This is a genomic window from Campylobacter sp. GTC17093 (assembly GCF_055397635.1).
This window is the reverse complement of record NZ_AP038832.1, coordinates 1423415-1443574: the sequence shown is the minus strand read 5'-3', so window position 1 is coordinate 1443574 and position 20160 is coordinate 1423415. Positions and strand designations below refer to the sequence as shown.

The window sequence follows — 20160 nt, the reverse complement described above, 5'->3', positions numbered from 1 at the left end:
ATTATTTAAATGAAAAATATACTAAAATTTATTGTAAATAATGTATTTTAAAAAATTATAATTAGTAAAAGGGGTAAAATAAGATTATATGATAGCTCATCCAAGTCGGTATTAAATCGGCTGGATGATCTAAAAAATGTTGGAAATTAAAAATAGTTAAACTACTATTTTTCCATTTTATTCATTTTTTTATGTTTATTTTCTACTTTTTTGACTTTATGATCTGATTTTTTTGCACTATGTTTAACAATCATATTTTTTTTGTTATCGTTATAGATTTTATCACCCACACCTTTAACATTTTTAATATCAGAAGCTTTGTTAAACTTTTTATCTTGTCTATAATCAATTATAGCCTGAGCCTTTGATTCATTAACACCTTTTAAAGTCATTAATTCTTCTTTAGAAGCTGTATTTAAATCAACCGCTCCAAACATATACGTAAAGGCAAATGCCAACAATAAAAGCAACTTTTTCATGCTCAATCCTTTAAAATAAAATGTTTGGTATTTTATCTCATTAATTATAAAAGAAATATAAAATTTTTAGAAAAAACTTTTTACTATAAAAAAATAATTTAATATACTGAAATAATGCATTTATACGACCATACAAGACAATAAGACAATTATTAAATTTATAAAATTAAATTTACAATATCTCACTCAAAGCAACACTATAAAACTAAATCTAGTATTTATAAGAAAGATTATTTTGAAATATATTATATAAAGAATATTTAAGAGATTAACACGCTTTGCAGCGACTTACTTTTCCACATCCCAGTAAGGGAGAGTATCATCAGCCATGATATGCTTAGCTTCTTGGTTCGAGATGGGACAAGGCGTTTCCATATCTGTATAGCCACAAAGCAGTGTTAAATAAAAGAACTAATTAAATTCTCTTATTAAACACTGTTATGTAAATTGTTAAAAGTCTAAGTTTTAATAATAAAACTATTCAATCTTGTTTAATTTATTAGTTATTTTATAACTTTAATTCTAATTTGTGAGTATTTGTTTGTTATACAAGGAAGACGATTTAAAAACAAGGGAGCATACTTTTTTGTATGTGACCGAAGTTTTTAAGAGTCTGACGCTGTAGAGTAGAACAAAGACGAAACAAATTTTATCCTTAACAAGGAAGTGATGCTTATAAAAGTAAGCAAACGTTCTATTAGTACTGGTCAGCTAAATGACTTACATCACTTACACATCCAGCCTATCAAACTAGTAGTCTACTAGAGAACTTAAAAGAAGATTCATCTTGGAGTTGGCTTCGAGCTTAGATGCTTTCAGCTCTTATCACATCCCAACTTAGCTACTGGGCGATGCTCTTGGCAGAACAACCCATACACCAGTGGTTGGTTCAACCCGGTCCTCTCGTACTAGGGTCAACTCTCCTCAATCTTCTTACGCCCACGGCAGATAGGGACCGAACTGTCTCACGACGTTCTGAACCCAGCTCGCGTACCGCTTTAAATGGCGAACAGCCATACCCTTGGGACCTGCTCCAGCCCCAGGATGCGATGAGCCGACATCGAGGTGCCAAACCTCCCCGTCGATGTGAGCTCTTGGGGGAGATCAGCCTGTTATCCCCGGGGTACCTTTTATCCTTTGAGCGATGGCCCTTCCACACAGAACCACCGGATCACTAAGACCGACTTTCGTCTCTGCTTGGCCTGTATGCCTCGCAGTTAAGCTAGTTTATGCCTTTATACTCTACGAACGATTTCCAACCGTTCTGAACTAACCTTTGTAAGCCTCCGTTACATTTTGGGAGGCGACCGCCCCAGTCAAACTACCCACCAGACATTGTCCTACATGAGGATAACTCATGCTAGTTAGCTACCCGAATAAAAAAGAGTGGTATCTCAACAATGGCTCACCATAAACCAAAATCTATGGATCAAAGCCTCCCACCTATCCTGCGCATTCTTATCCAAGTAGCAGTGTCAAGCTATAGTAAAGGTCCACGGGGTCTTTCCGTCTTGCCGCGGGTAGGAGGAATTTTCACCTCCACTACAATTTCACTGGATCCCTCTTTGAGACAGCTCCCATCTCGTTACGCCATTCATGCAGGTCGATATTTAATCGACAAGGAATTTCGCTACCTTAGGACCGTTATAGTTACGGCCGCCGTTTACTCGGGCTTCGATCAAGAGCTTCGCTAATGCTAACCCCATCAATTAACCTTCGAGCACCGGGCAGGCGTCACACCCTATACATCCACTTACGTGTTAGCAGAGTGCTGTGTTTTTGGTAAACAGTCGGGAGGGACTCTTTGTTGTAACCTCTAGTGCTATTCACACTGGTAGGCACACCTTATACCGAAGATACGGTGCTATTTTGCAGAGTTCCTTAAAGAGAGTTCTTCCACGCGCCTTAGAATACTCATCCCACCCACCTGTGTCGGTTTACGGTACGGGCAATTATTACTAAACTTAGAAACTTTTCTTGGCTCGATAGTATCATGGGTTCTCACGCTACTCCGAAGAGCGTTGTGAGCCTTTAAGGTTTCAGATAAAGAAATTCGGATTTGCCTAAATTTCAACCTACGCCCTTAGACTAACTATTCCATCAGTTAGCCCCACTAACTTTAAGCGTCCTTCCATCGCACATAATAATTGGTATTGGAATATTAACCAATTTTCCATCGCATACCCCTTTCGGACTTTGCTTAGGACCCGACTAACCCTACGATGACGAGCATCGCGTAGGAAACCTTGGGTTTACGGCGTTAATGATTCTCACATTAATTATCGCTACTCATGCCTGCATGCTCACTTCTATTCGCTCCAGCGCTCCTTACCGGTACACCTTCAACGCTGAATAGAACGCTCTCCTACCACAGTGTCTATGAATATTCATACTAAATTGCTTTTTAATGTCTTTAATATACTATGCTATTTGTTTTTAAATTTGATAAATTTAAAACTAAAAGTAAAGTATTTTGGATAAGAAATTAATGTTGTAAAGATTTTGTAAAAAGATATAAGACCTAAAGTCTATCATAAGAAAAAATCAAACTCATTAATTTATCGCCAAAAGACAAGCTAGTATAAATAGTCATAGACACTATCTACGACTTCGGTACTTATTTTAGCCCCGTTATATTTTCCGCGCAAAATCACTAGACCAGTGAGCTATTACGCTATCTTTAAAGGATGGCTGCTTCTAAGCCAACCTCCTGGTTGTTTCAGTAACTTCACATCGTTTTCCACTTAAATAAGATTTAGGGACCTTAGTCGGTAGTCTGGGTTGTTCCCCTCTTGACGACGGATTTTATCACTCGCCGCCTGACTGCTGTGATTACACTATAAGTATTCGGAGTTTGATAGGGTTTGGTACATTGGTATACGCCCTAGCCCATTCAGTGCTCTACCCCTTATAGTTACGACACAACGCTATACCTCAATATATTTCGGAGAGAACCAGCTATCACGATGTTTGATTGGCCTTTCACCCCTATCCACAAGTCATCCGGAGCCGTTTCAATGGCCGTCGGTTCGGTCCTCCACCGGCTTTTACACCGGTTTCAACCTGCTCATGGATAGATCACATCGTTTCGGGTCTGCAGCATCTGACTTATCGCCCTATTAAGACTCGCTTTCGCTACGGCTCCGGGTTTCCTTAACCTTGCCAGACACCACAACTCGCAGGCTCATTATGCAAAAGGCAGTCCATCACACGTCATAAAGAATCGTGCTCTGAATGATTGTAAGCAAATGGTTTCAGGTTCTATTTCACTCTGATCACCTCAGTTCTTTTCACCTTTCCCTCACGGTACTTGTGCACTATCGGTCTAGTAGTAGTATTTAGGGTTGGATCGTGGTCGACCCAGCTTCAGACAAGGTTTCACGTGCCTCGCCCTACTCAGGATACTGCTAAGTAAAAAGATGATTTCGTATACGGGAGTATCACCCTCTATGCTCAACCTTTCCAGATTGTTTTACTATCATGTTTTAGTCTTTTATGCAGTCCTACAACCCCACTAGTAAACTAGTGGTTTGCCCTCTTACGCGTTCGCTCGCCGCTACTAGCGTAATCTCTTTTGATTTCTTTTCCTGTTGGTACTAAGATGTTTCAATTCCCAACGTTCGCTCCATATAGGTAGTATATATCACTATATACTGGGTTGCCCCATTCGGAAATCTATGGATCAAAGCTTCTTGACAGCTCCCCATAGCTTATCGCAGTCTAGTACGTCCTTCATCGCCTCTACCAGCCAAGGCATCCACCACTTGCTCTTAGTAGCTTACCTTTTTTACTTCTCACAAGAGCAAAGCTCTTGTTTTGATGAGGAGTTTCACTCCCTCAACCCACCTAAAGTTACAGATGATATTCGCTACTTTGTAGCTCATATCATAACTAGTAAGGTTGATAAACTTAAGTAGTTAAGTTTACATCTTATTGAGAAGATTTTTGAATATTTTTATATTCTAATTCGCATCACTTCCTTGCTAAAGATAAAAGTAGTTTATACTAATTATAATATTTAATCATATGATTTAAGACGGAAAGAGATTAATAATATATAAAGATAAGTTTTTAACTCTTTATATACCGTGACATAATCTTTAAACTTTTAAATTTGGATAACAAATAAATTTAAAAGCTTGCTTTTTATAATCATAATGATTAAAGCTTTAACAAGGTCCTGTAAAATTGTTTTATTTTATTAAAACTTGTTTGTGACTTTTAACAATAATAATTTAAATAACATTTAGATTATAAAATCTAAAATAAACTTACTTAATTAACCAATAAGTTTAGTTTAGATTTTTATTTTATTACTATGATAAACATTTTTATGTAACTACATAGAATAACTAACATACTAATAAGGGAAACTATGGTGGGCCTAATAAGACTTGAACTTATGACCTCACCCTTATCAGGGGTGCACTCTAACCAGCTGAGCTATAGGCCCTTTAATTTATGGTGGAGAATAGCGGGATCGAACCGCTGACCTCCTGCGTGCAAAGCAGGCGCTCTCCCAGCTGAGCTAATTCCCCTCTTTATTATCTTTTTCCTTTATACTTCGTCATATTTCTTCAAAATCTACGTCACATACAAAAAGTATGTTCCTTGATTTCTTAAAATATTCCTTGTCTAAAGAAAAAATCTTAATAAATCTAATATAGTTCATAGACTTATTATTTAATTTTTCTTTTTGTCTATATTTTAGGAATTAGACAAATTTTTATTAGCCGTCAATCTTTCAAAACTAAACAAGGATGATTGAGATTCTCTTTTCTTGACTGATAGTTGTGAGACTTATCAGTTTGTACTCTAGAAAGGAGGTGATCCAACCGCAGGTTCTCCTACGGTTACCTTGTTACGACTTCACCCCAGTCGCTGATTCCACTGTGGACCATAACCAATTTGGTATTTGGGCTTCGAGTGAAATCAACTCCCATGGTGTGACGGGCGGTGAGTACAAGACCCGGGAACGTATTCACCGTAGCATGGCTGATCTACGATTACTAGCGATTCCGGCTTCATGGAGTCGAGTTGCAGACTCCAATCCGAACTAAGACATATTTTATAGATTTGCTCCATCTCGCGATATTGCTTCTCATTGTATATGCCATTGTAGCACGTGTGTCGCCCCGGACATAAGGGCCATGATGACTTGACGTCGTCCACACCTTCCTCCTCCTTACGAAGGCAGTCTGTTTAGAGTGCTCAGCCTAACTGTTAGCAACTAAACACGTGGGTTGCGCTCGTTGCGGGACTTAACCCAACATCTCACGACACGAGCTGACGACAGCCGTGCAGCACCTGTCTTAACATTTCTGCAAGCAGACACTCTTCCATCTCTGGATGATTTGTTAGATATCAAGTCCGGGTAAGGTTCTTCGCGTATCTTCGAATTAAACCACATGCTCCACCGCTTGTGCGGGTCCCCGTCTATTCCTTTGAGTTTTAATCTTGCGACCGTACTCCCCAGGCGGTATACTTAATCCGTTAGGTGGATTACTGCCATGACTAGCATAGCAACAACCAGTATACATCGTTTAGGGCGTGGACTACCAGGGTATCTAATCCTGTTTGCTCCCCACGCTTTCACGCATTAGTGTCAGTTAAGTTCTAGCAGATCGCCTTCGCAATAAGTATTCCTCTTGATATCTACGGATTTTACCCCTACACCAAGAATTCCATCTGCCTCTCCCTTACTCTAGATAAATAGTTTCCCAAGCAGTTTAGTAGTTAAGCTACTAGATTTCACAAGAGACTTATCTATCCACCTACGCGTCCTTTACGCCCAGTGATTCCGAGTAACGCTTGCACCCTCCGTATTACCGCGGCTGCTGGCACGGAGTTAGCCGGTGCTTATTCGTTGGGTACCGTCATTGTTCTTCCCCAACAAAAGGAGTTTACGCTCCGAAAAGTGTCATCCTCCACGCGGCGTTGCTGCTTCAGGGTTTCCCCCATTGAGCAATATTCCCTACTGCTGCCTCCCGTAGGAGTTTGGACCGTGTCTCAGTTCCAATGTGACTGATCATCCTCTCAGACCAGTTATGCGTCAAAGCCTTGGTGAGCCATTACCTCACCAACTAGCTGATACAATATAGCCTCATCCCATAGCGAAAAGACTTTCCCTATTAAACTTATGCAAAATAGGAGTATGAGGTATTAGCACTCATTTCTAAGTGTTGTTCCTCTCTATGGGGCAGATTAGCTATACATTACTCACCCGTGCGCCACTAATCCGTCCTAGCAAGCTAGGACTTCATCGTTCGACTTGCATGTATTAGGCACGCCGCCAGCGTTCACTCTGAGCCAGGATCAAACTCTCCATATTAACTTCAAGGAGTAAATACTCCTTTTGAACCACCTAAATGATACATTAAGGTGTTTTAAATTATATGAAGTTTTAATCTAAAAACTTTTTATTTTTATTATCTTGTTTTTATCTACTCTTTACTTTCCTAAGAAAGCCTAAGAGCAAATGGCTCAATCGATCACTTGTTTAGATTTCAAAGATTGACTAAAAATGTTTAACAATATTAATTTAAAAAACATACTTCAAACAATAAAAAAAGATCTTTTGGATTTCAAAAGGTTTTTCTGTGAAGCGGAAATTGAATTGTACAGAAGAATTGCTTAAAAGTAGCTGAAGTGGGGGGGGGTGGGAATTTGATAAAATATAAATACATTAAAGAAAATAATAATATTTTACAACATTTATGCTACAAATAAATTTTTAGATAAGATTAATATCATAAAAAAGATGTATAAAAAAATTTAATAATGCTAAGAAGCTTTTGTTGCTTTTTTAAAATACAAAATTATAACCAACGCTATACATAGTATGAAAATTGGCATTATAAAAGGATAATCTTTTAATCTATCATATGTTTCGATAATATAATCACCCATAAAATAACTAAGTAGCCCCAGACTAATTCCCCAAATTGCTGAACCAATTATATTAAATATACTAAATTTAACAAATGAATATTTTGTAAATCCAATGGCTATGGGCACTATGGTTTTTAAACCATATATATATTTTTTAATTATAATTATAAAACTTCCATACTTTTTAAATAAAATTTGAGAAAAGGCAAGATTTCTTCTTTGCTTTTTTAGATACGGCATAAATTCTTTTTTATTATATCTACTTAGATAAAAAATAAGACTATCACCAATAATATTTCCTAGTGTTGCTATAGTTATACTTAAAATTATATCCATTTTACCAATACTACTTAATACACCAGCTGCTATAATAGCACCCATTCCTCCGCCAAGAGAATAAAAAAATAAAATCAAATATCCATAAGTTGACAATGAAGTTAACATTTCATCCATATAACTGCCTTAAAATTTTGAAAATGCACTCATCAATGATGAATATGCATAAGAATCTTTCGAATAGCTAAATTTATCACCCAAACTTATAAATGCTCCTCCAAAACTTGCTCCCGCAAAAAATCCTCTATTGTTTGTATATATATAAATATCATTTGTAAGTTTTAAATCACTTACTCTGCTATATTTTTTTCCAAAATCACCAAAAGAGGCAGCTAAGTTAGCATTAATAGTAAATTTAGAGTCTAAAATATCTTTTATAATTTGATCTTTAAAAATAAATAAAACAAGCGAACTACTCTCATAACCAATCTGCAAACCAAGGCTTCCACCACCAATTTTTACATTTTGAATACTAGAAATTTCATTGTCATTTTTAACAACTATAATACCACTACCCCCCATGCCACCTATGACAAAACCAACTTTAGTTACTTTTGGAAATATAATAATAGCTTTTGCACCATTAAAAAGCTGTTTTGTAGGAGCATTTGAGTTTTCCCTCATAGTATTTATATAAGAATTAGAAGCATCTAAAAGAAGTTCGTTGTTTGCAAAAACAGAATTTATACACAAAATAAATACAAATAAGATTATTTTCATAATTATAATTTACTTAGCAAAATTTACAGCTCTAATTTCCCTAATAACATTTACTTTTATTTCTCCGGGATATTGAACTTTTTCATGAATTTCATCGGCTATCTCTTTTGACACCAAAACCGCCTCATCATCGTTTATAAGCTTAGCGTTTGCAATAACCCTTATCTCGCGTCCGGCATTTATCGCATAAGCTTGTTTAACTCCGTGTTTGCTTTTAGCAATATCTTCCACAGCTTCAACTCTTTTTAAGAAAGACTCCAAAACTTCTCTTCTGGCTCCTGGTCTTGCAGCACTCAAAACATCTGCTGTACAAACCGCAGCACTTTCTATACTAGTAGCCTCTTTATGCCCATGGTGAGCATAAATTGCGTTTATAACAACATCGCTCTCTTTATATCTTTTACAAATTTCAGCACCCAAATCAACATGACTTCCCTCATATTCATGCGTTAAAGCCTTACCTATATCATGAAGAAGTCCTGCTCTTTTGGCAAGCTTTTCATCCCCGCCAGTTTCTGCAGCTATTATCCCTGCAAGATGGGCCACTTCTAAACTATGAGAAAGAGCATTTTGACCATAACTCGCTCTAAATTTAAGCTTTCCAATAAGCTTTATAATTTCTGGATGTATACCGCTTAATCCAAGATCCATCACGATATTTTCACCTTCTTCTTGCACACTTTGTTCAAATTCATCATAAACCTTTTTATAAAGATCTTCTATTCTAGCTGGCTGAATTCTTCCATCTTCAACTAAAAGTTCAATAACTCTTGTTGCAATCGCTCTTCTATAAAGATTAAAACTACTTAAAACAATAGCATGGGGTGTATCGTCTATAATAACATCAACACCCAAAACCATTTCTAATGTTTTGATATTTCTACCTTCTTTACCGATAATTCTACCTTTTAATTCATCGTTTTTAATGTTTACAACATTTATGAGTCTTTCGGCAGCAAATTCTCCTGCAAACCTAGTTGTAGCTTGAGCCAAGATATAATTAACTCTTCTTTTTGATTCTTTTTTAGCCTCTTCTTCGTGTTTTCTTACAATATGAGCAATATCAGCCCTACTTTTTTCTTCCACTTGTTTTAAAATATTATATCTCGCTTCTTCTTGTGTCATGCCAGCTGCACGTTCAAGTATTTGTATAGATTCAACAAGCTTTTCTTCATAGCTCTTTTTTAAATTTATATTTTCTTCTTTAAGTTTTTCTACAACTTGTTTTTCTTTTTCAAAATCAAATTTTGTGTTTTTTAGAATTTGTTGCTCGCTTTGCAAAATACTCTCTTTTTTAGCAATATCATCAAATTTAAGGTTGTATTCTTTTTGAAGTTTATAGCTCTTATCTTCATAGTTTTTTCTAGCTTCAAATTCAGCCTTTTGAACCCTTAAATCAGACTCCATTAATTTTTTTTCAGCTTCTTTTTCTATTGCTTTTGCTTTTTCTTTAGCTTGAGCTATATATATCTCATGACTAGCATCATTTATCTTTTTAGCTACTAAATAGCCTCCACCTGCTCCTATTACACCTGCTCCTAAACCTATTAAAATATCTATCATCAAATCCTCTTTTGGAATAAATTTTAGTAGGGGTTAGATAAAAATCACATCTTATATCGTGTTTTTCACATACACGATAATTAACAAAATAATTACTTATACTTATAAAAACTATGATTGGGCGATAATTTAAACTATTAAAAAACATATCGTAAAATCCCTTTCCATGTCCTATTCTAGCAAAATCCACATCAACCCCAACGACAGGGACTATAGCTAGGTCTATATTTCTTGCATAAGCATTTGAAAAATTTGGTTCTTTTATGCCAAAACGCTTTGTTTTTAATGGCATTCTCAATTTTATCATTTTTAAACTTTTACTTAACATAAACGGAACATATAATTCATACTTCCTGCGCATATTTCTCATTATTTTATACAAATTTGGTTCACTTTGTAACGGCAAGAATATTAAAATGCGTTTTGAAGATGTCAACTCGATCAAATTTAAAAGATTTTTAAACATTTTATAATGTGAACATTTTGCTTTAAATTTAGTATGTTTATTTATATCCTGTTTAATATCTCTTCTTAAACTATTTTTGTCTTTTTTAACGCACATTTTATATACTTTATAATATAATGTTTTTCCAAAAATAATTTAAGGAAATTCATTAAATGAGATTGAAATGTTTAATTATACCATTAATATGCGCTTTATTTTTTTATGGGTGTGATAAAAATACAGATGACAAGCAAAATAATACACAAAACATACTAAAACAAGATCAAAATGATACAACAAATCAAATTGCAGAAGCTGTTATAGAACAAGATTATACGGTTCCATTTTTACTAAATTTACAAAATGAAAAATTTATCTCTATGCAAAAAAATGAAGATGGATTTAAAATAGAAAAAAATGATAAAGCTATACTATTTTCATTTTTTACAACTTGGTGCCCTCCTTGCAAGGCAGAAATTCCTCACTTAAATGAAATTCAAAATATGTTTAAGGATAATCTAATAGTTGTAGGTGTTTTATTAGAAGAAAAATCAAAAGCTGAAATAGATGATTTTATAAAAAAATATGACATACAATACGAAATATCAAATGGTGAGTCAAATTTCTTTTTTGGCAAAGCAATAGGTGGAATAAACGGTGTTCCATATACCATACTTTATGATAAAAATGGCAAATATATATCAAGATATCTAGGACTTGCTCCAAGAGAAATGTTGATTTCAGATATAAGTAAGGCAATATTATAATGTTTGACTTTTTAAAAAAAACATTTAGTGCTATAAATAGTGCTAAACCAAAAAATAAAATAATATCAAAAGAGGCTCTTGAAGATATGCTTCTTGAAGCAGATGTTGAATACTCAATAGTTGAAGAAATAATCTACTACTTACCGCCAAGCGATATGGTTAAAAGAGATGATTTAAAAAGAGTTATGCTAACATATTTTTTATACCCAAAACAAGAAGAACAAAATTCAATACCTTTTGTGGAACTAATACTTGGAGTAAATGGTGCTGGCAAAACAACAACTATAGCAAAGCTAGCAAATTTATATAAAACAAATGGTAAAAAGGTTATGCTTGGAGCATGTGATACTTTTAGAGCTGGCGCGGTCGAACAGCTAAAATTATGGGCAAAAAAAATAGAAGTTCCGATAATATTTTCAGCCCAAGGACATGATCCAGCAGCAGTTGCTTTTGATACTATCACCTCTGCAATATCAAAAAAATACGATAGAGTTTTAATAGATACTGCTGGCAGACTTCAAAATCAAAAAAATTTAGCAAATGAGCTTGATAAAATAGTTAGAATAAGCTCAAAAGCTATGGAATCTGCTCCTCATAGAAAAATTTTAATACTTGATGGCACACAAGGAACTGCTGGGTATTCTCAAGCAAAAGCATTTAATGAGATAGTAAAACTCGATGGAGTTATCATAACAAAACTAGACGGAACACCAAAAGGTGGTGCTCTTTTTAGTATAGCAAGAGAACTAGAGCTACCTATTTTATTTGTTGGAACAGGCGAAAAACAAAATGATATAATAAAGTTTAATAGTGAGGAGTTTGTTAATTCTATACTAGATAGTATATTTGAATAAATTTGAGGAATTTGAAATCCCCAAATTTATCATCATTAGATGCCGCCCTTTTTTCTAAATAAATTAATCACATATGTAAACATAAAACACATAATCTCAGGTATTATCCAACCAAGACCAATATCATAAAATGGTATTTTGGCAAAAAGTTCTGAAACTAAAGGAAGTTTGATTCCAGCTGTATCAAAACCATTTACAATTCCAATAACAACTGCAACATAAACACAAGTTCTATAAACAAGCTTAGATGAGTTTATAAAGTTATTAACTAAAGCTAGGATAATTAAAACTATAGTTATTGGGTAAAGCGCTATCAAAACAGGTATACTATATGTTAAAAGTGCATTTAATCCAACATTTGCTACACAAAAACTAAGAAAAGACCATGTTATAACCCAAAATTTATAACTTGTATTTTTTACTAAACCTGAGAAAAATTCACTAGCTGAAGATATAAGCCCAACAGTTGTGGTTAAACAAGCTAATAAAAATATAGCCCCCAAAACAAACACACCAAATCCGCCAAAAAGTTGATTTGTGATATTTGAAAGTAAAGCAGCGCCATTTTTTATTTCTGGGAAAAGAGAAGATGCACTAGCTCCAATATATGCAAGCATCATATAAATCAACATAAGTATAGCACCTGCTAAAATACCAGATTTTATAGTTGATTTTATTATAACTCCATTGTGAGTTATTCCAAGACCTTTTATAGCATTTATAACAACAATTCCAAAAACTAATGATGCAAGAGCATCCATAGTCTCATAACCAGCCAAAAATCCAGAAGCAATAGGATGAACCGCGTATTTTCCTGTAGCTGGTCCAAATTCACCAATAGGATTTATTACATTTGATAAAAATAAAAAAACGATCAAAATAAGCATTAATGGTGTTAAAATTTTACCAAGCGTTTCAACCATTTTACTAGGATTTATACATATCAAATAATTTATCACAAAATATATAAATGTATATACAAAAAGTCCAATAGCTTTGCTATCTCCAGACATAAAAGGAGATATAGTAACCTCAAATGGCATATTTGCAGCTCTTGGTATTGCAAAAGCAGGACCAATAGTTATATAAATAAGCACAGTAAAAATCATAGCAAAATATGGATCTACTCTTCTTACAAGATTATCCATAGTGTGACTTTTAGCAACTGCTGCTATACCAAGGACTGGCAGAGCAACACCTGTTAGACAAAAAAACAGTATCGCCTCATAAACATTCACACCAGCTTCTTTTCCAAGCATTGGTGGAAAAATAAAGTTTCCAGCGCCAAAAAACATTGAAAACAACATAAGCGATATAACTAAAAACTGCTTTTTGCTAATTTTTGTCATAGTTTTCTCCAATTTTAAAATAAGCCTTAATTTTATATTTATAAATATTAAAATAACATTAAAAATTTACTAAAAATTGTTTTATTGTTATAGTATTGTTTGAAATTAAGTATATTTTACCGCCACTATAAAGATTTGAGCTTGATATAATGATAGTTTTGTTTTAAAATTAATGTCCTTAGCTATAAAACTTATGAGATATTTTAAGATATTCGATTTTATCATAAAATTTTAATTTAGCATATTTTTTCAAATTCAGTTATTTTTTGCTAAAATTTAAAGATATAAATTTTAGAAAGAAAGATATGGCAAAGGCAAAAACAACGATATTTGAGTGCGAACATTGCGGCAATCAACAAAACAGATGGCTTGGTAAATGTCCAGAATGTGGAGCATTTAACAGCTTCATAGAACTAAAAGCCGAACAAATAAAAACTCTAAAAGAAATTTCAAAAACAAATATAAGCTCACCTAAAGCAAAGCCTATAAATGAAATAGAAATAGAAGAAATCCAAAGACTTAGCACAGGCGATGATGAACTTGATCTAGTTTTAGGTGGTGGCGTTGCACAAGGCTCTTTGGTTTTAATAGGTGGGAGTCCAGGTATTGGCAAATCGACACTTCTTTTAAAAATAGCTTCAAATTTAAGCAAAAACGACAGAAATGTTTTGTATATAAGCGGAGAAGAGAGTGAGAGTCAGATAAAAATGCGCGCGGATAGACTAAATGCCGTAAATAAAAATCTTTTTTTATTAACTGAAATTTGTCTTGAAAACATAAAAGCAGAACTTGCAAACAAAGAGTATAAAATTATAGTAGTTGATAGCATACAAACGCTTTATAGCGAAAATATAACTTCGGCTCCTGGCAGTGTTTCGCAAGTAAGAGAAATAACATTTGAGCTTATGCGCATAGCAAAAGAGCAAAATATATGTATTTTTATCATCGGACACATCACAAAAGAAGGAAGTATTGCGGGCCCAAGAGTGCTTGAACATATGGTTGATGTGGTTTTATACTTTGAGGGTGACTCAAGCAAAGAACTTCGGATATTAAGAGGGTTTAAAAACCGCTTTGGCTCAACAAGTGAAGTTGGAATTTTTGAAATGAGTAAAAATGGCTTAATACCTGCAAAAAACATAGCTAGCAAATTTTTTACAAAAGGAAAAGCTATAAGTGGAAGTGCTGTAACTGTAATAATGGAAGGTTCTCGACCTTTGGTTGTAGAAATTCAGTCTCTTGTTTGCGAAAGCTCTTATCCAAAAAGAAGTTCAACAGGATATGATAGAAACCGCCTTGACATGATTTTGGCTCTACTTGAGCGAAAAATTGAGCTTCCATTAGGGCATTATGATGTTTTTGTAAATGTTATAGGTGGTGTTAAGATAAACGAAACTGCAGCAGATCTTGCTGTAGTTGCAGCAATAGTAAGCAGTTTTAAAAATCGTCCTGTTAGCAAAGAGACTGTTTTCATAGGCGAAGTTAGTCTAAATGGAGAGATAAGAGATGTACTCAACCTTGATGCAAGACTAAAAGAAGCAAATATACAAAAATTTAAAAATGCCATCACTCCATCAAAAACAGCCGAGGAAAATAGTATAAAAACTTTTATAGCGAAAGAAATCGCGCAAGTTTTAGACTGGATGTAAATTTAGAAAAATTGTAGTATAATCAAAGCTTTTTAAAATAAGGAATGCTTATGAATTATGATGTAATAGTAGTTGGCGGCGGACATGCTGGTATTGAAGCATGTATGGCAGCTGCAAATATGGGTAAAAAAACTCTTCTTATAACAATTTTAGCAGAACAAATTGGAGCAACTAGCTGTAATCCTGCAATCGGTGGTCTAGCAAAAGGACATTTAGTAAAAGAAATCGATGCACTTGGTGGAGTTATGGGACTTGTAACCGATAAATGTGGCATTCAGTTTAGAGTATTAAACGAAAGCAAGGGTCCAGCAGTTAGAGGCACAAGAGCTCAGATAGACATGGATCAATACAGAGTTTATATGCGAAATTTGCTTTTACAAACTCCAAATTTAGCTATCTCTCAAGAAATAGCAACTGAAATTTTAACCCAAGATAATCATATAATAGGCGTAAAAACTCATCTTGATAACACTTATCACACATCTAAACTCATCATTACAACTGGAACTTTTTTAAACGGACTTATACATGTTGGATTTAATAAACTAAAAGCAGGCAGAGTTGGCGAACTAGCTTCAACTTCGCTTTCTAGCTCACTTAAATTACTTGGCTTAAATATGGGAAGACTAAAAACCGGAACTTGCCCTAGGGTTTTGGCAACAAGTATAGACTTTAGTGTATTAGAAAAACAAGGTGGAGACGAAGAAACAAAGCCTTTTAGTTTTAGAACAAAAGACTTTAACCCAACTCAGCTTCCTTGCTACATAGCATATACAAATGAAAAAACCCATGATATAATCCGCTCAAATTTCTACAGAGCTCCACTCTTTACAGGACAGATAGAAGGTGTTGGACCAAGATATTGCCCTAGCATAGAAGATAAAATAAATCGCTTTGCAGACAAAGAAAGACACCATCTTTTTATAGAACCACAAACAAAAGAAGCAACAGAATACTACATAAATGGATTTTCTACAAGTCTGCCTTATGATGTACAAGTCTCCATGCTTCACTCTGTAAAAGGCTTTGAAAATGCAGTAATTGTAAGACACGGCTATGCAGTAGAATATGATTTTGTAGATCCCTTAGAGCTAAGCCATACACTTGAGACAAAAAAGATAAAAGGACTTTACTTAGCAGGTCAGATAAATGGTACCACAGGATACGAAGAAGCGGCTGCACAAGGTTTGATGGCTGGGATAAATGCAACTTTATCACTAATGGATAAAGACGCTTTAGTTTTAAGAAGAGATGAGGCTTATATCGGTGTTTTGATAGATGATTTGGTTACAAAGGGAACAAAAGAGCCTTATAGAATGTTTACAAGCAGAGCCGAATACCGCTTACTTTTAAGAGAAGATAACGCTCATCTTAGACTCCATGAATACGGACATGATTTTGGGCTTATAGATGATGAAATTTATACTAAAACTATTAAAGTTAAAGGAACTTTAGAAAAAGGCTTAAGCTTACTTACAAATAAAATTTTAACCCCCACAAATGAAATAAATTCGTTTTTACAAAGTATAGATGAAGAAAAAATAGGCGATAAAATCTCTCTTCAAAAAATAGTTGCAAGAAAAACTTTCACACTTGAAAAACTAAAAAAACTAGACGCATTTTTTGAAAACTTAGACAATGAGAGTTTAGAACAAATTTTAACAGAAGCAAAGTATTATTTTTACATACAGATGCAAAAACGAGAAGTTGAGCGCATGAAAGATATGATAAATGTAAAAATCCCAGAAAATTTCAACTTTAGAGTTGTTAGTGGACTTAGTAACGAAGTAGTTGAAAAACTGGAAAAATTTAATCCACCTACTCTTTTTGCAGCAAGCGAGATAAGTGGCATAACTCCAGCTGCCATTGATATACTTCACATCTATATCAAGCTTTATAACAAAAAGCAAAGGGGAGAATAAAAATGAATTATAGAAATTTAAAAGATCCAAGAGTTTTAAAAATAGTTCAAAATGCTATAAAATTTGATAATCCTTTGCTTCAAAATGAAGATGTTGTAAATTTACTTTTAAAAAAAGAAAAATTTGAGCTAAGTGAAGATGAACAAAAACTTTTAGAAGAAATTTTTAAACAGCTTCATTTAGCAAAAGATAGCATTCAATTAAGCAAAAATTAGTCTTTTTTTACAGCACAACATGCACAAGGAAATTTGATAAAAAATAGCAAAATTTGAGCAATCATCATTATCTTCATAACAAGTTCGCTCGTGCTATGAATTTTTCCAAATTGTTCATTTTGCGTAGCCTCAGCGCCTAGTTTTTGAGCTTCTAAAATATAATCTGTAAAGTAAAAAACAAAAGCTAAAGCTAAAACAAGCACTATAAAACTAAGCGCAAATGATGAAGTTTTTTTATAAAAGCTTTTATCAAATTTCAAATTTACACTCTCATAAATAAAACTAATAACACTTACTGCAAGCAAAACATAGTTATATTTCACAAATACATTTGTCATTAGCTGTCCACTTTGAAAATGACTCAAAACACCCTCGCCTATTATATTTTGTGGAAAAAATATAGTTGGAGCCAAAAAAGCACCAATTGATACTTCCATACCTATAACCATAGCTAGTAAAAAAAGATATATGTTTAAAAATCTCACTTTTCTTCCTTTATCAAATTATCAAAATTACCTTCAATTCTGTATTTTCGCCATATCTTTAGATGCTTTGCACCAATTTTCTCATAATATAGAATACCAAGTTCATTTGTATCAAGACAGTCCCAATCAATTCTACCAAAACCGTTTTCTTTACAAATTTGCGCAAGCTTAGAAAAAAGCTTACTTGCAATTCCTCTTTTTCTAAACTGCTTTTTTACATACAGATCTTCTAAAAATAGACCTGCTTTACCCAAAAAAGTTGAAAATGTAATAAAATACATCGCGTAAGCTACCATTTTGTCATCCACTATGCAAACCAAACACTTTGCATACTCTTTTTCAAAGATATTTTTTTTAAACTCATCTTTGTTAAATTTTATTTCATCGCTTAAGTTTGAGTGCTGAGCAAGCTCAGCTATAAGCTCTAAAAGCTCATTAAATTCACTTTCTTTTACATGTCTTATCTCAAACATTTTTACTCCTTGCTACAAAACCCCTATAAAAACCTGCTAAATCTTTGTAAAACTCACTTTCAAAACCATGCTCTTTTAATTTTTGCTCTATTGAAGTTTTTTGATCATAACCCATTTCACAAGTTAAAAATTTAGTTCTGTTTACTGAAATCTCTATAATTTTATGTAAAATTTCATCTCCAACTTCGCCACCAAACAGCGCCTCTTTTGGCTCATTTAAAACCCACTTATCAAGTTTATATGAGTTTGATATGTAAGGTGGATTTGAGATGATTAAATCAAATTTGCCACTAATTCCATCAAGCAAAGATGTATTTATAAACTCTACATTTACGCCATGTATTTTTGCATTTTTACTAGCAACTTCAAAAGCGACTTTACTTATATCAGTTGCTATAATGCTAGCAGTTGGGATATTCTTTGCAAGCAAAATCGATATAATTCCACTTCCAAAACCGATCTCACAAATTTTAGGCGAGTTTATACCTGAGAGTAAATTTAAAGCTTTTTGTATCAAAATTTCTGTCTCAAACCTTGGTATTAAAACACCCTTTTTTACATAAAAACTTAACCCATAAAACTCACAACTTTCAGTTATATACTCAAGTGGTTCGCCACTTGAGTATCTTTTTGCAAGCGCTAAATATCCATTTTCATTATCTAAATTTTCATTTGATTTTAAAAAAATCTCTTCAAAACTAAGTTTTGTGTAAAATCTCATAAGCTCTTTTGCAACAAAACTTGAGCCTGTTAGGTTTTGGGCTACTTTTAAAAGTTCAAATATCTTCAAGCTTCAAGCCTATTTATGCGCTCATAAAGTGTTGGATGAGAGTGATAAACCGCTGAGTAAAGTTTGTGCGATATCGGAAAAGCTTTATTTTCACTGCCAAGCTTTTTAAGAGCATTTATCATATCATCTTTATTTTTAACATCTGCACCAAACTCATCTGCACCAAACTCATTGTTTCTGCTAAACTTTGATATAATTGGCTCAAACAGAGCTGATAAAACTGGTGAAAAAAGCAAAAACATTATAATGATAGAAACACCATTATCACTAATATTAAGCGCATCTATAACAGAACCTGGAATGTGAGAAAAAACAAAAAACATAACAAAAATTATAACACAAGATATTATAAGCATTTTTAAGATGTCTTTGTGTTTAAAATGTCCTAATTCATGCCCTAAAACTGCTAAAATTTCATCTTTTGAAAGTTTTGCGATGAGAGTATCAAAAAGCACAACTCTTTTTGTGGCACCAAGCCCACCAAAATATGCATTTAGTCTTGAATCTCTTTTGCTTGCATCTAAAACAAAAACGCCTTTGCTTTTAAAACCACAATTCTCCAAAAGTGAATTTATAGAAGAGCTTAAATCCTCATCATCTAAAGGTTTTATTTTATTAAAAATAGGCGCAATTAAAGTTGGATATACAAGCTGTATCAAAATCAAGATAACAAAACTAGCCACAAAAGCCCATATCCACCACGAATCGCCCAATGTTTTAAAGCACCATAAAATCATAGCTATAAAAAGTCCACCAAAAACAATAAGCAAAGCAAGTGATTTTATACTATCTTTAATGAAAAGAGTTGGTGTAATTTTTGAAAAACCAAGTTTTCTATCTTTTACAAAAGTTCTATAAATTTCAAGGGGTAAAGCAAGTAAAATGCCAATAATCAAAAAAGATAAAATATAAAAAGTACCATGAAAGATAGAATTTTGATAGTCTATATTTGCATTCAATGCCTTTAGGCCTATAAAAAGCCAAAAAGTAACTATGATAAACGAATATATATATTCTATTATGTAAAATTTTTGATTTACTATAGCGGCTTGCCCTGCATTTTTATAGTTGTATTCATCAAGAATGACAGGGGATTTATTAATATGATTTTTTATAAAATTTATCTCTAAGGTTGAAAGATAAATTTTATAAATAGTATAAATAAAATATATAAAAATTAAAGTAAAAAGCACTATTTATCTCCATTTTTTAGGCAATGGTA

The 20160-nt window shown here is 33.5% G+C and carries 15 protein-coding genes, 2 tRNA genes and 3 rRNA genes; 5 read left to right on the top strand and 15 right to left on the bottom strand.

What is annotated here, in order from left to right; all coding sequences use genetic code 11:
* Positions 1 to 164: 164 nt before the first annotated feature.
* The 10 genes from ACZ5VL_RS07505 to ACZ5VL_RS07460 all read right to left on the bottom strand — a co-directional run bounded on the left by ACZ5VL_RS07505 (position 165) and on the right by ACZ5VL_RS07460 (position 10551).
* Positions 165 to 479 (bottom strand): ComEA family DNA-binding protein, encoded by a 315-nt coding sequence (locus ACZ5VL_RS07505; RefSeq protein WP_464198409.1) that lies wholly within the window; start codon positions 477 to 479, stop codon positions 165 to 167.
* A 275-nt stretch (positions 480 to 754) separates the two neighbouring features.
* A 5S ribosomal RNA gene (gene rrf, locus ACZ5VL_RS07500) occupies positions 755 to 872 on the bottom strand.
* 284 nt (positions 873 to 1156) lie between these two features.
* Positions 1157 to 4263, bottom strand: a 23S ribosomal RNA gene (locus ACZ5VL_RS07495).
* 592 nt (positions 4264 to 4855) lie between these two features.
* Positions 4856 to 4932 (bottom strand) — tRNA-Ile (locus ACZ5VL_RS07490).
* Positions 4933 to 4941: 9 nt separating this feature from the next.
* A tRNA-Ala gene (locus ACZ5VL_RS07485) sits at positions 4942 to 5017 on the bottom strand.
* Positions 5018 to 5298: 281 nt separating this feature from the next.
* A 16S ribosomal RNA gene (locus tag ACZ5VL_RS07480) occupies positions 5299 to 6810 on the bottom strand.
* Together the 16S, 23S and 5S rRNA genes with 2 tRNA genes alongside form the textbook arrangement of a ribosomal RNA operon.
* Positions 6811 to 7262: 452 nt before the next feature.
* The gene (locus tag ACZ5VL_RS07475) at positions 7263 to 7823 is read right to left on the bottom strand and encodes a DedA family protein (RefSeq protein ID WP_464198407.1); all 561 of its coding nucleotides are present in this window, start codon (positions 7821 to 7823) and stop codon (positions 7263 to 7265) included.
* Positions 7824 to 7832: 9 nt separating this feature from the next.
* Positions 7833 to 8426: a lipid-binding SYLF domain-containing protein gene (locus ACZ5VL_RS07470; protein ID WP_464198405.1), complete on the bottom strand. Its 594-nt coding sequence runs from the start codon at positions 8424 to 8426 to the stop codon at positions 7833 to 7835.
* Between the two features lie 9 nt (positions 8427 to 8435).
* Positions 8436 to 9989 (bottom strand): ribonuclease Y, encoded by a 1554-nt coding sequence (rny, locus tag ACZ5VL_RS07465; protein WP_464198403.1) that lies wholly within the window; start codon positions 9987 to 9989, stop codon positions 8436 to 8438.
* On the bottom strand, positions 9922 to 10551 hold the full coding sequence (locus ACZ5VL_RS07460; protein WP_464198401.1) for a 5-formyltetrahydrofolate cyclo-ligase: 630 nt from the start codon (positions 10549 to 10551) through the stop codon (positions 9922 to 9924). The genes rny and ACZ5VL_RS07460 overlap by 68 nt, the downstream gene beginning before the upstream one ends.
* Before the next feature lie 56 nt (positions 10552 to 10607).
* Here ACZ5VL_RS07460 and ACZ5VL_RS07455 point away from each other — a divergent pair, with 56 nt between their 5' ends.
* Entirely contained in the window at positions 10608 to 11201 is a 594-nt protein-coding gene (locus tag ACZ5VL_RS07455; RefSeq protein WP_464198399.1) for a TlpA family protein disulfide reductase, read from the top strand.
* A complete protein-coding gene (gene ftsY, locus ACZ5VL_RS07450; RefSeq protein ID WP_464198397.1) occupies positions 11201 to 12055 on the top strand; it encodes a signal recognition particle-docking protein FtsY in 855 nt (284 codons plus the stop codon). The genes ACZ5VL_RS07455 and ftsY overlap by 1 nt, the downstream gene beginning before the upstream one ends.
* Before the next feature lie 35 nt (positions 12056 to 12090).
* Here ftsY and brnQ read toward each other — a convergent pair whose 3' ends face one another.
* Positions 12091 to 13404 carry a branched-chain amino acid transport system II carrier protein gene (brnQ, locus tag ACZ5VL_RS07445; RefSeq protein ID WP_464198395.1) on the bottom strand — a complete coding sequence of 438 codons (1314 nt, stop codon included), beginning with the start codon at positions 13402 to 13404 and terminating at the stop codon, positions 12091 to 12093.
* A 305-nt stretch (positions 13405 to 13709) separates the two neighbouring features.
* Between brnQ and radA the strand changes: the two genes are divergently transcribed.
* From radA to ACZ5VL_RS07430, 3 genes are read left to right on the top strand one after another with little or no spacing between them, the layout of a single operon-like run.
* Positions 13710 to 15053 carry a DNA repair protein RadA gene (radA, locus tag ACZ5VL_RS07440; RefSeq protein ID WP_464200305.1) on the top strand — a complete coding sequence of 448 codons (1344 nt, stop codon included), beginning with the start codon at positions 13710 to 13712 and terminating at the stop codon, positions 15051 to 15053.
* A 50-nt stretch (positions 15054 to 15103) separates the two neighbouring features.
* On the top strand, positions 15104 to 16975 hold the full coding sequence (gene mnmG, locus ACZ5VL_RS07435; protein WP_464198394.1) for a tRNA uridine-5-carboxymethylaminomethyl(34) synthesis enzyme MnmG: 1872 nt from the start codon (positions 15104 to 15106) through the stop codon (positions 16973 to 16975).
* A gap of 2 nt (positions 16976 to 16977) precedes the next feature.
* Complete coding sequence (locus ACZ5VL_RS07430) at positions 16978 to 17190, top strand: acetyltransferase (RefSeq protein WP_464198393.1); 213 nt, start codon at positions 16978 to 16980, stop codon at positions 17188 to 17190.
* Here ACZ5VL_RS07430 and ACZ5VL_RS07425 read toward each other — a convergent pair.
* Genes ACZ5VL_RS07425 through ACZ5VL_RS07410 form a run of 4 tightly spaced genes read right to left on the bottom strand, consistent with a single transcriptional unit; the run spans position 17187 to position 20131 of the window.
* A complete protein-coding gene (locus ACZ5VL_RS07425; protein WP_464200303.1) occupies positions 17187 to 17639 on the bottom strand; it encodes a DUF4149 domain-containing protein in 453 nt (150 codons plus the stop codon). The genes ACZ5VL_RS07430 and ACZ5VL_RS07425 overlap by 4 nt on opposite strands.
* A gap of 32 nt (positions 17640 to 17671) precedes the next feature.
* Complete coding sequence (locus ACZ5VL_RS07420; protein WP_464198391.1) at positions 17672 to 18148, bottom strand: N-acetyltransferase family protein; 477 nt, start codon at positions 18146 to 18148, stop codon at positions 17672 to 17674.
* Entirely contained in the window at positions 18141 to 18938 is a 798-nt protein-coding gene (prmC, locus tag ACZ5VL_RS07415) for a peptide chain release factor N(5)-glutamine methyltransferase (protein ID WP_464198389.1), read from the bottom strand. Before prmC ends, ACZ5VL_RS07420 begins: the two co-directional genes overlap by 8 nt.
* Positions 18935 to 20131 (bottom strand): M48 family metallopeptidase, encoded by a 1197-nt coding sequence (locus tag ACZ5VL_RS07410; RefSeq protein WP_464198388.1) that lies wholly within the window; start codon positions 20129 to 20131, stop codon positions 18935 to 18937. The genes prmC and ACZ5VL_RS07410 overlap by 4 nt, the downstream gene beginning before the upstream one ends.
* Between the last annotated feature and the right edge of the window lie 29 nt (positions 20132 to 20160).

Coding starts and splice junctions, on each gene's coding strand:
- radA (WP_464200305.1), top strand. CDS start 13,710: ATGGCAAAGGCAAAAACAACGATATTTGAGTGCGAACATTGCGGCAAT.
- ACZ5VL_RS07420 (WP_464198391.1), bottom strand. CDS start 18,148: ATGTTTGAGATAAGACATGTAAAAGAAAGTGAATTTAATGAGCTTTTA.
- brnQ (WP_464198395.1), bottom strand. CDS start 13,404: ATGACAAAAATTAGCAAAAAGCAGTTTTTAGTTATATCGCTTATGTTG.
- ACZ5VL_RS07460 (WP_464198401.1), bottom strand. CDS start 10,551: ATGTGCGTTAAAAAAGACAAAAATAGTTTAAGAAGAGATATTAAACAG.
- ACZ5VL_RS07430 (WP_464198393.1), top strand. CDS start 16,978: ATGAATTATAGAAATTTAAAAGATCCAAGAGTTTTAAAAATAGTTCAA.
- ACZ5VL_RS07475 (WP_464198407.1), bottom strand. CDS start 7,823: ATGGATGAAATGTTAACTTCATTGTCAACTTATGGATATTTGATTTTA.
- ACZ5VL_RS07425 (WP_464200303.1), bottom strand. CDS start 17,639: ATGGTTATAGGTATGGAAGTATCAATTGGTGCTTTTTTGGCTCCAACT.
- mnmG (WP_464198394.1), top strand. CDS start 15,104: ATGAATTATGATGTAATAGTAGTTGGCGGCGGACATGCTGGTATTGAA.
- ftsY (WP_464198397.1), top strand. CDS start 11,201: ATGTTTGACTTTTTAAAAAAAACATTTAGTGCTATAAATAGTGCTAAA.
- rny (WP_464198403.1), bottom strand. CDS start 9,989: ATGATAGATATTTTAATAGGTTTAGGAGCAGGTGTAATAGGAGCAGGT.
- ACZ5VL_RS07470 (WP_464198405.1), bottom strand. CDS start 8,426: ATGAAAATAATCTTATTTGTATTTATTTTGTGTATAAATTCTGTTTTT.
- ACZ5VL_RS07455 (WP_464198399.1), top strand. CDS start 10,608: ATGAGATTGAAATGTTTAATTATACCATTAATATGCGCTTTATTTTTT.
- ACZ5VL_RS07505 (WP_464198409.1), bottom strand. CDS start 479: ATGAAAAAGTTGCTTTTATTGTTGGCATTTGCCTTTACGTATATGTTT.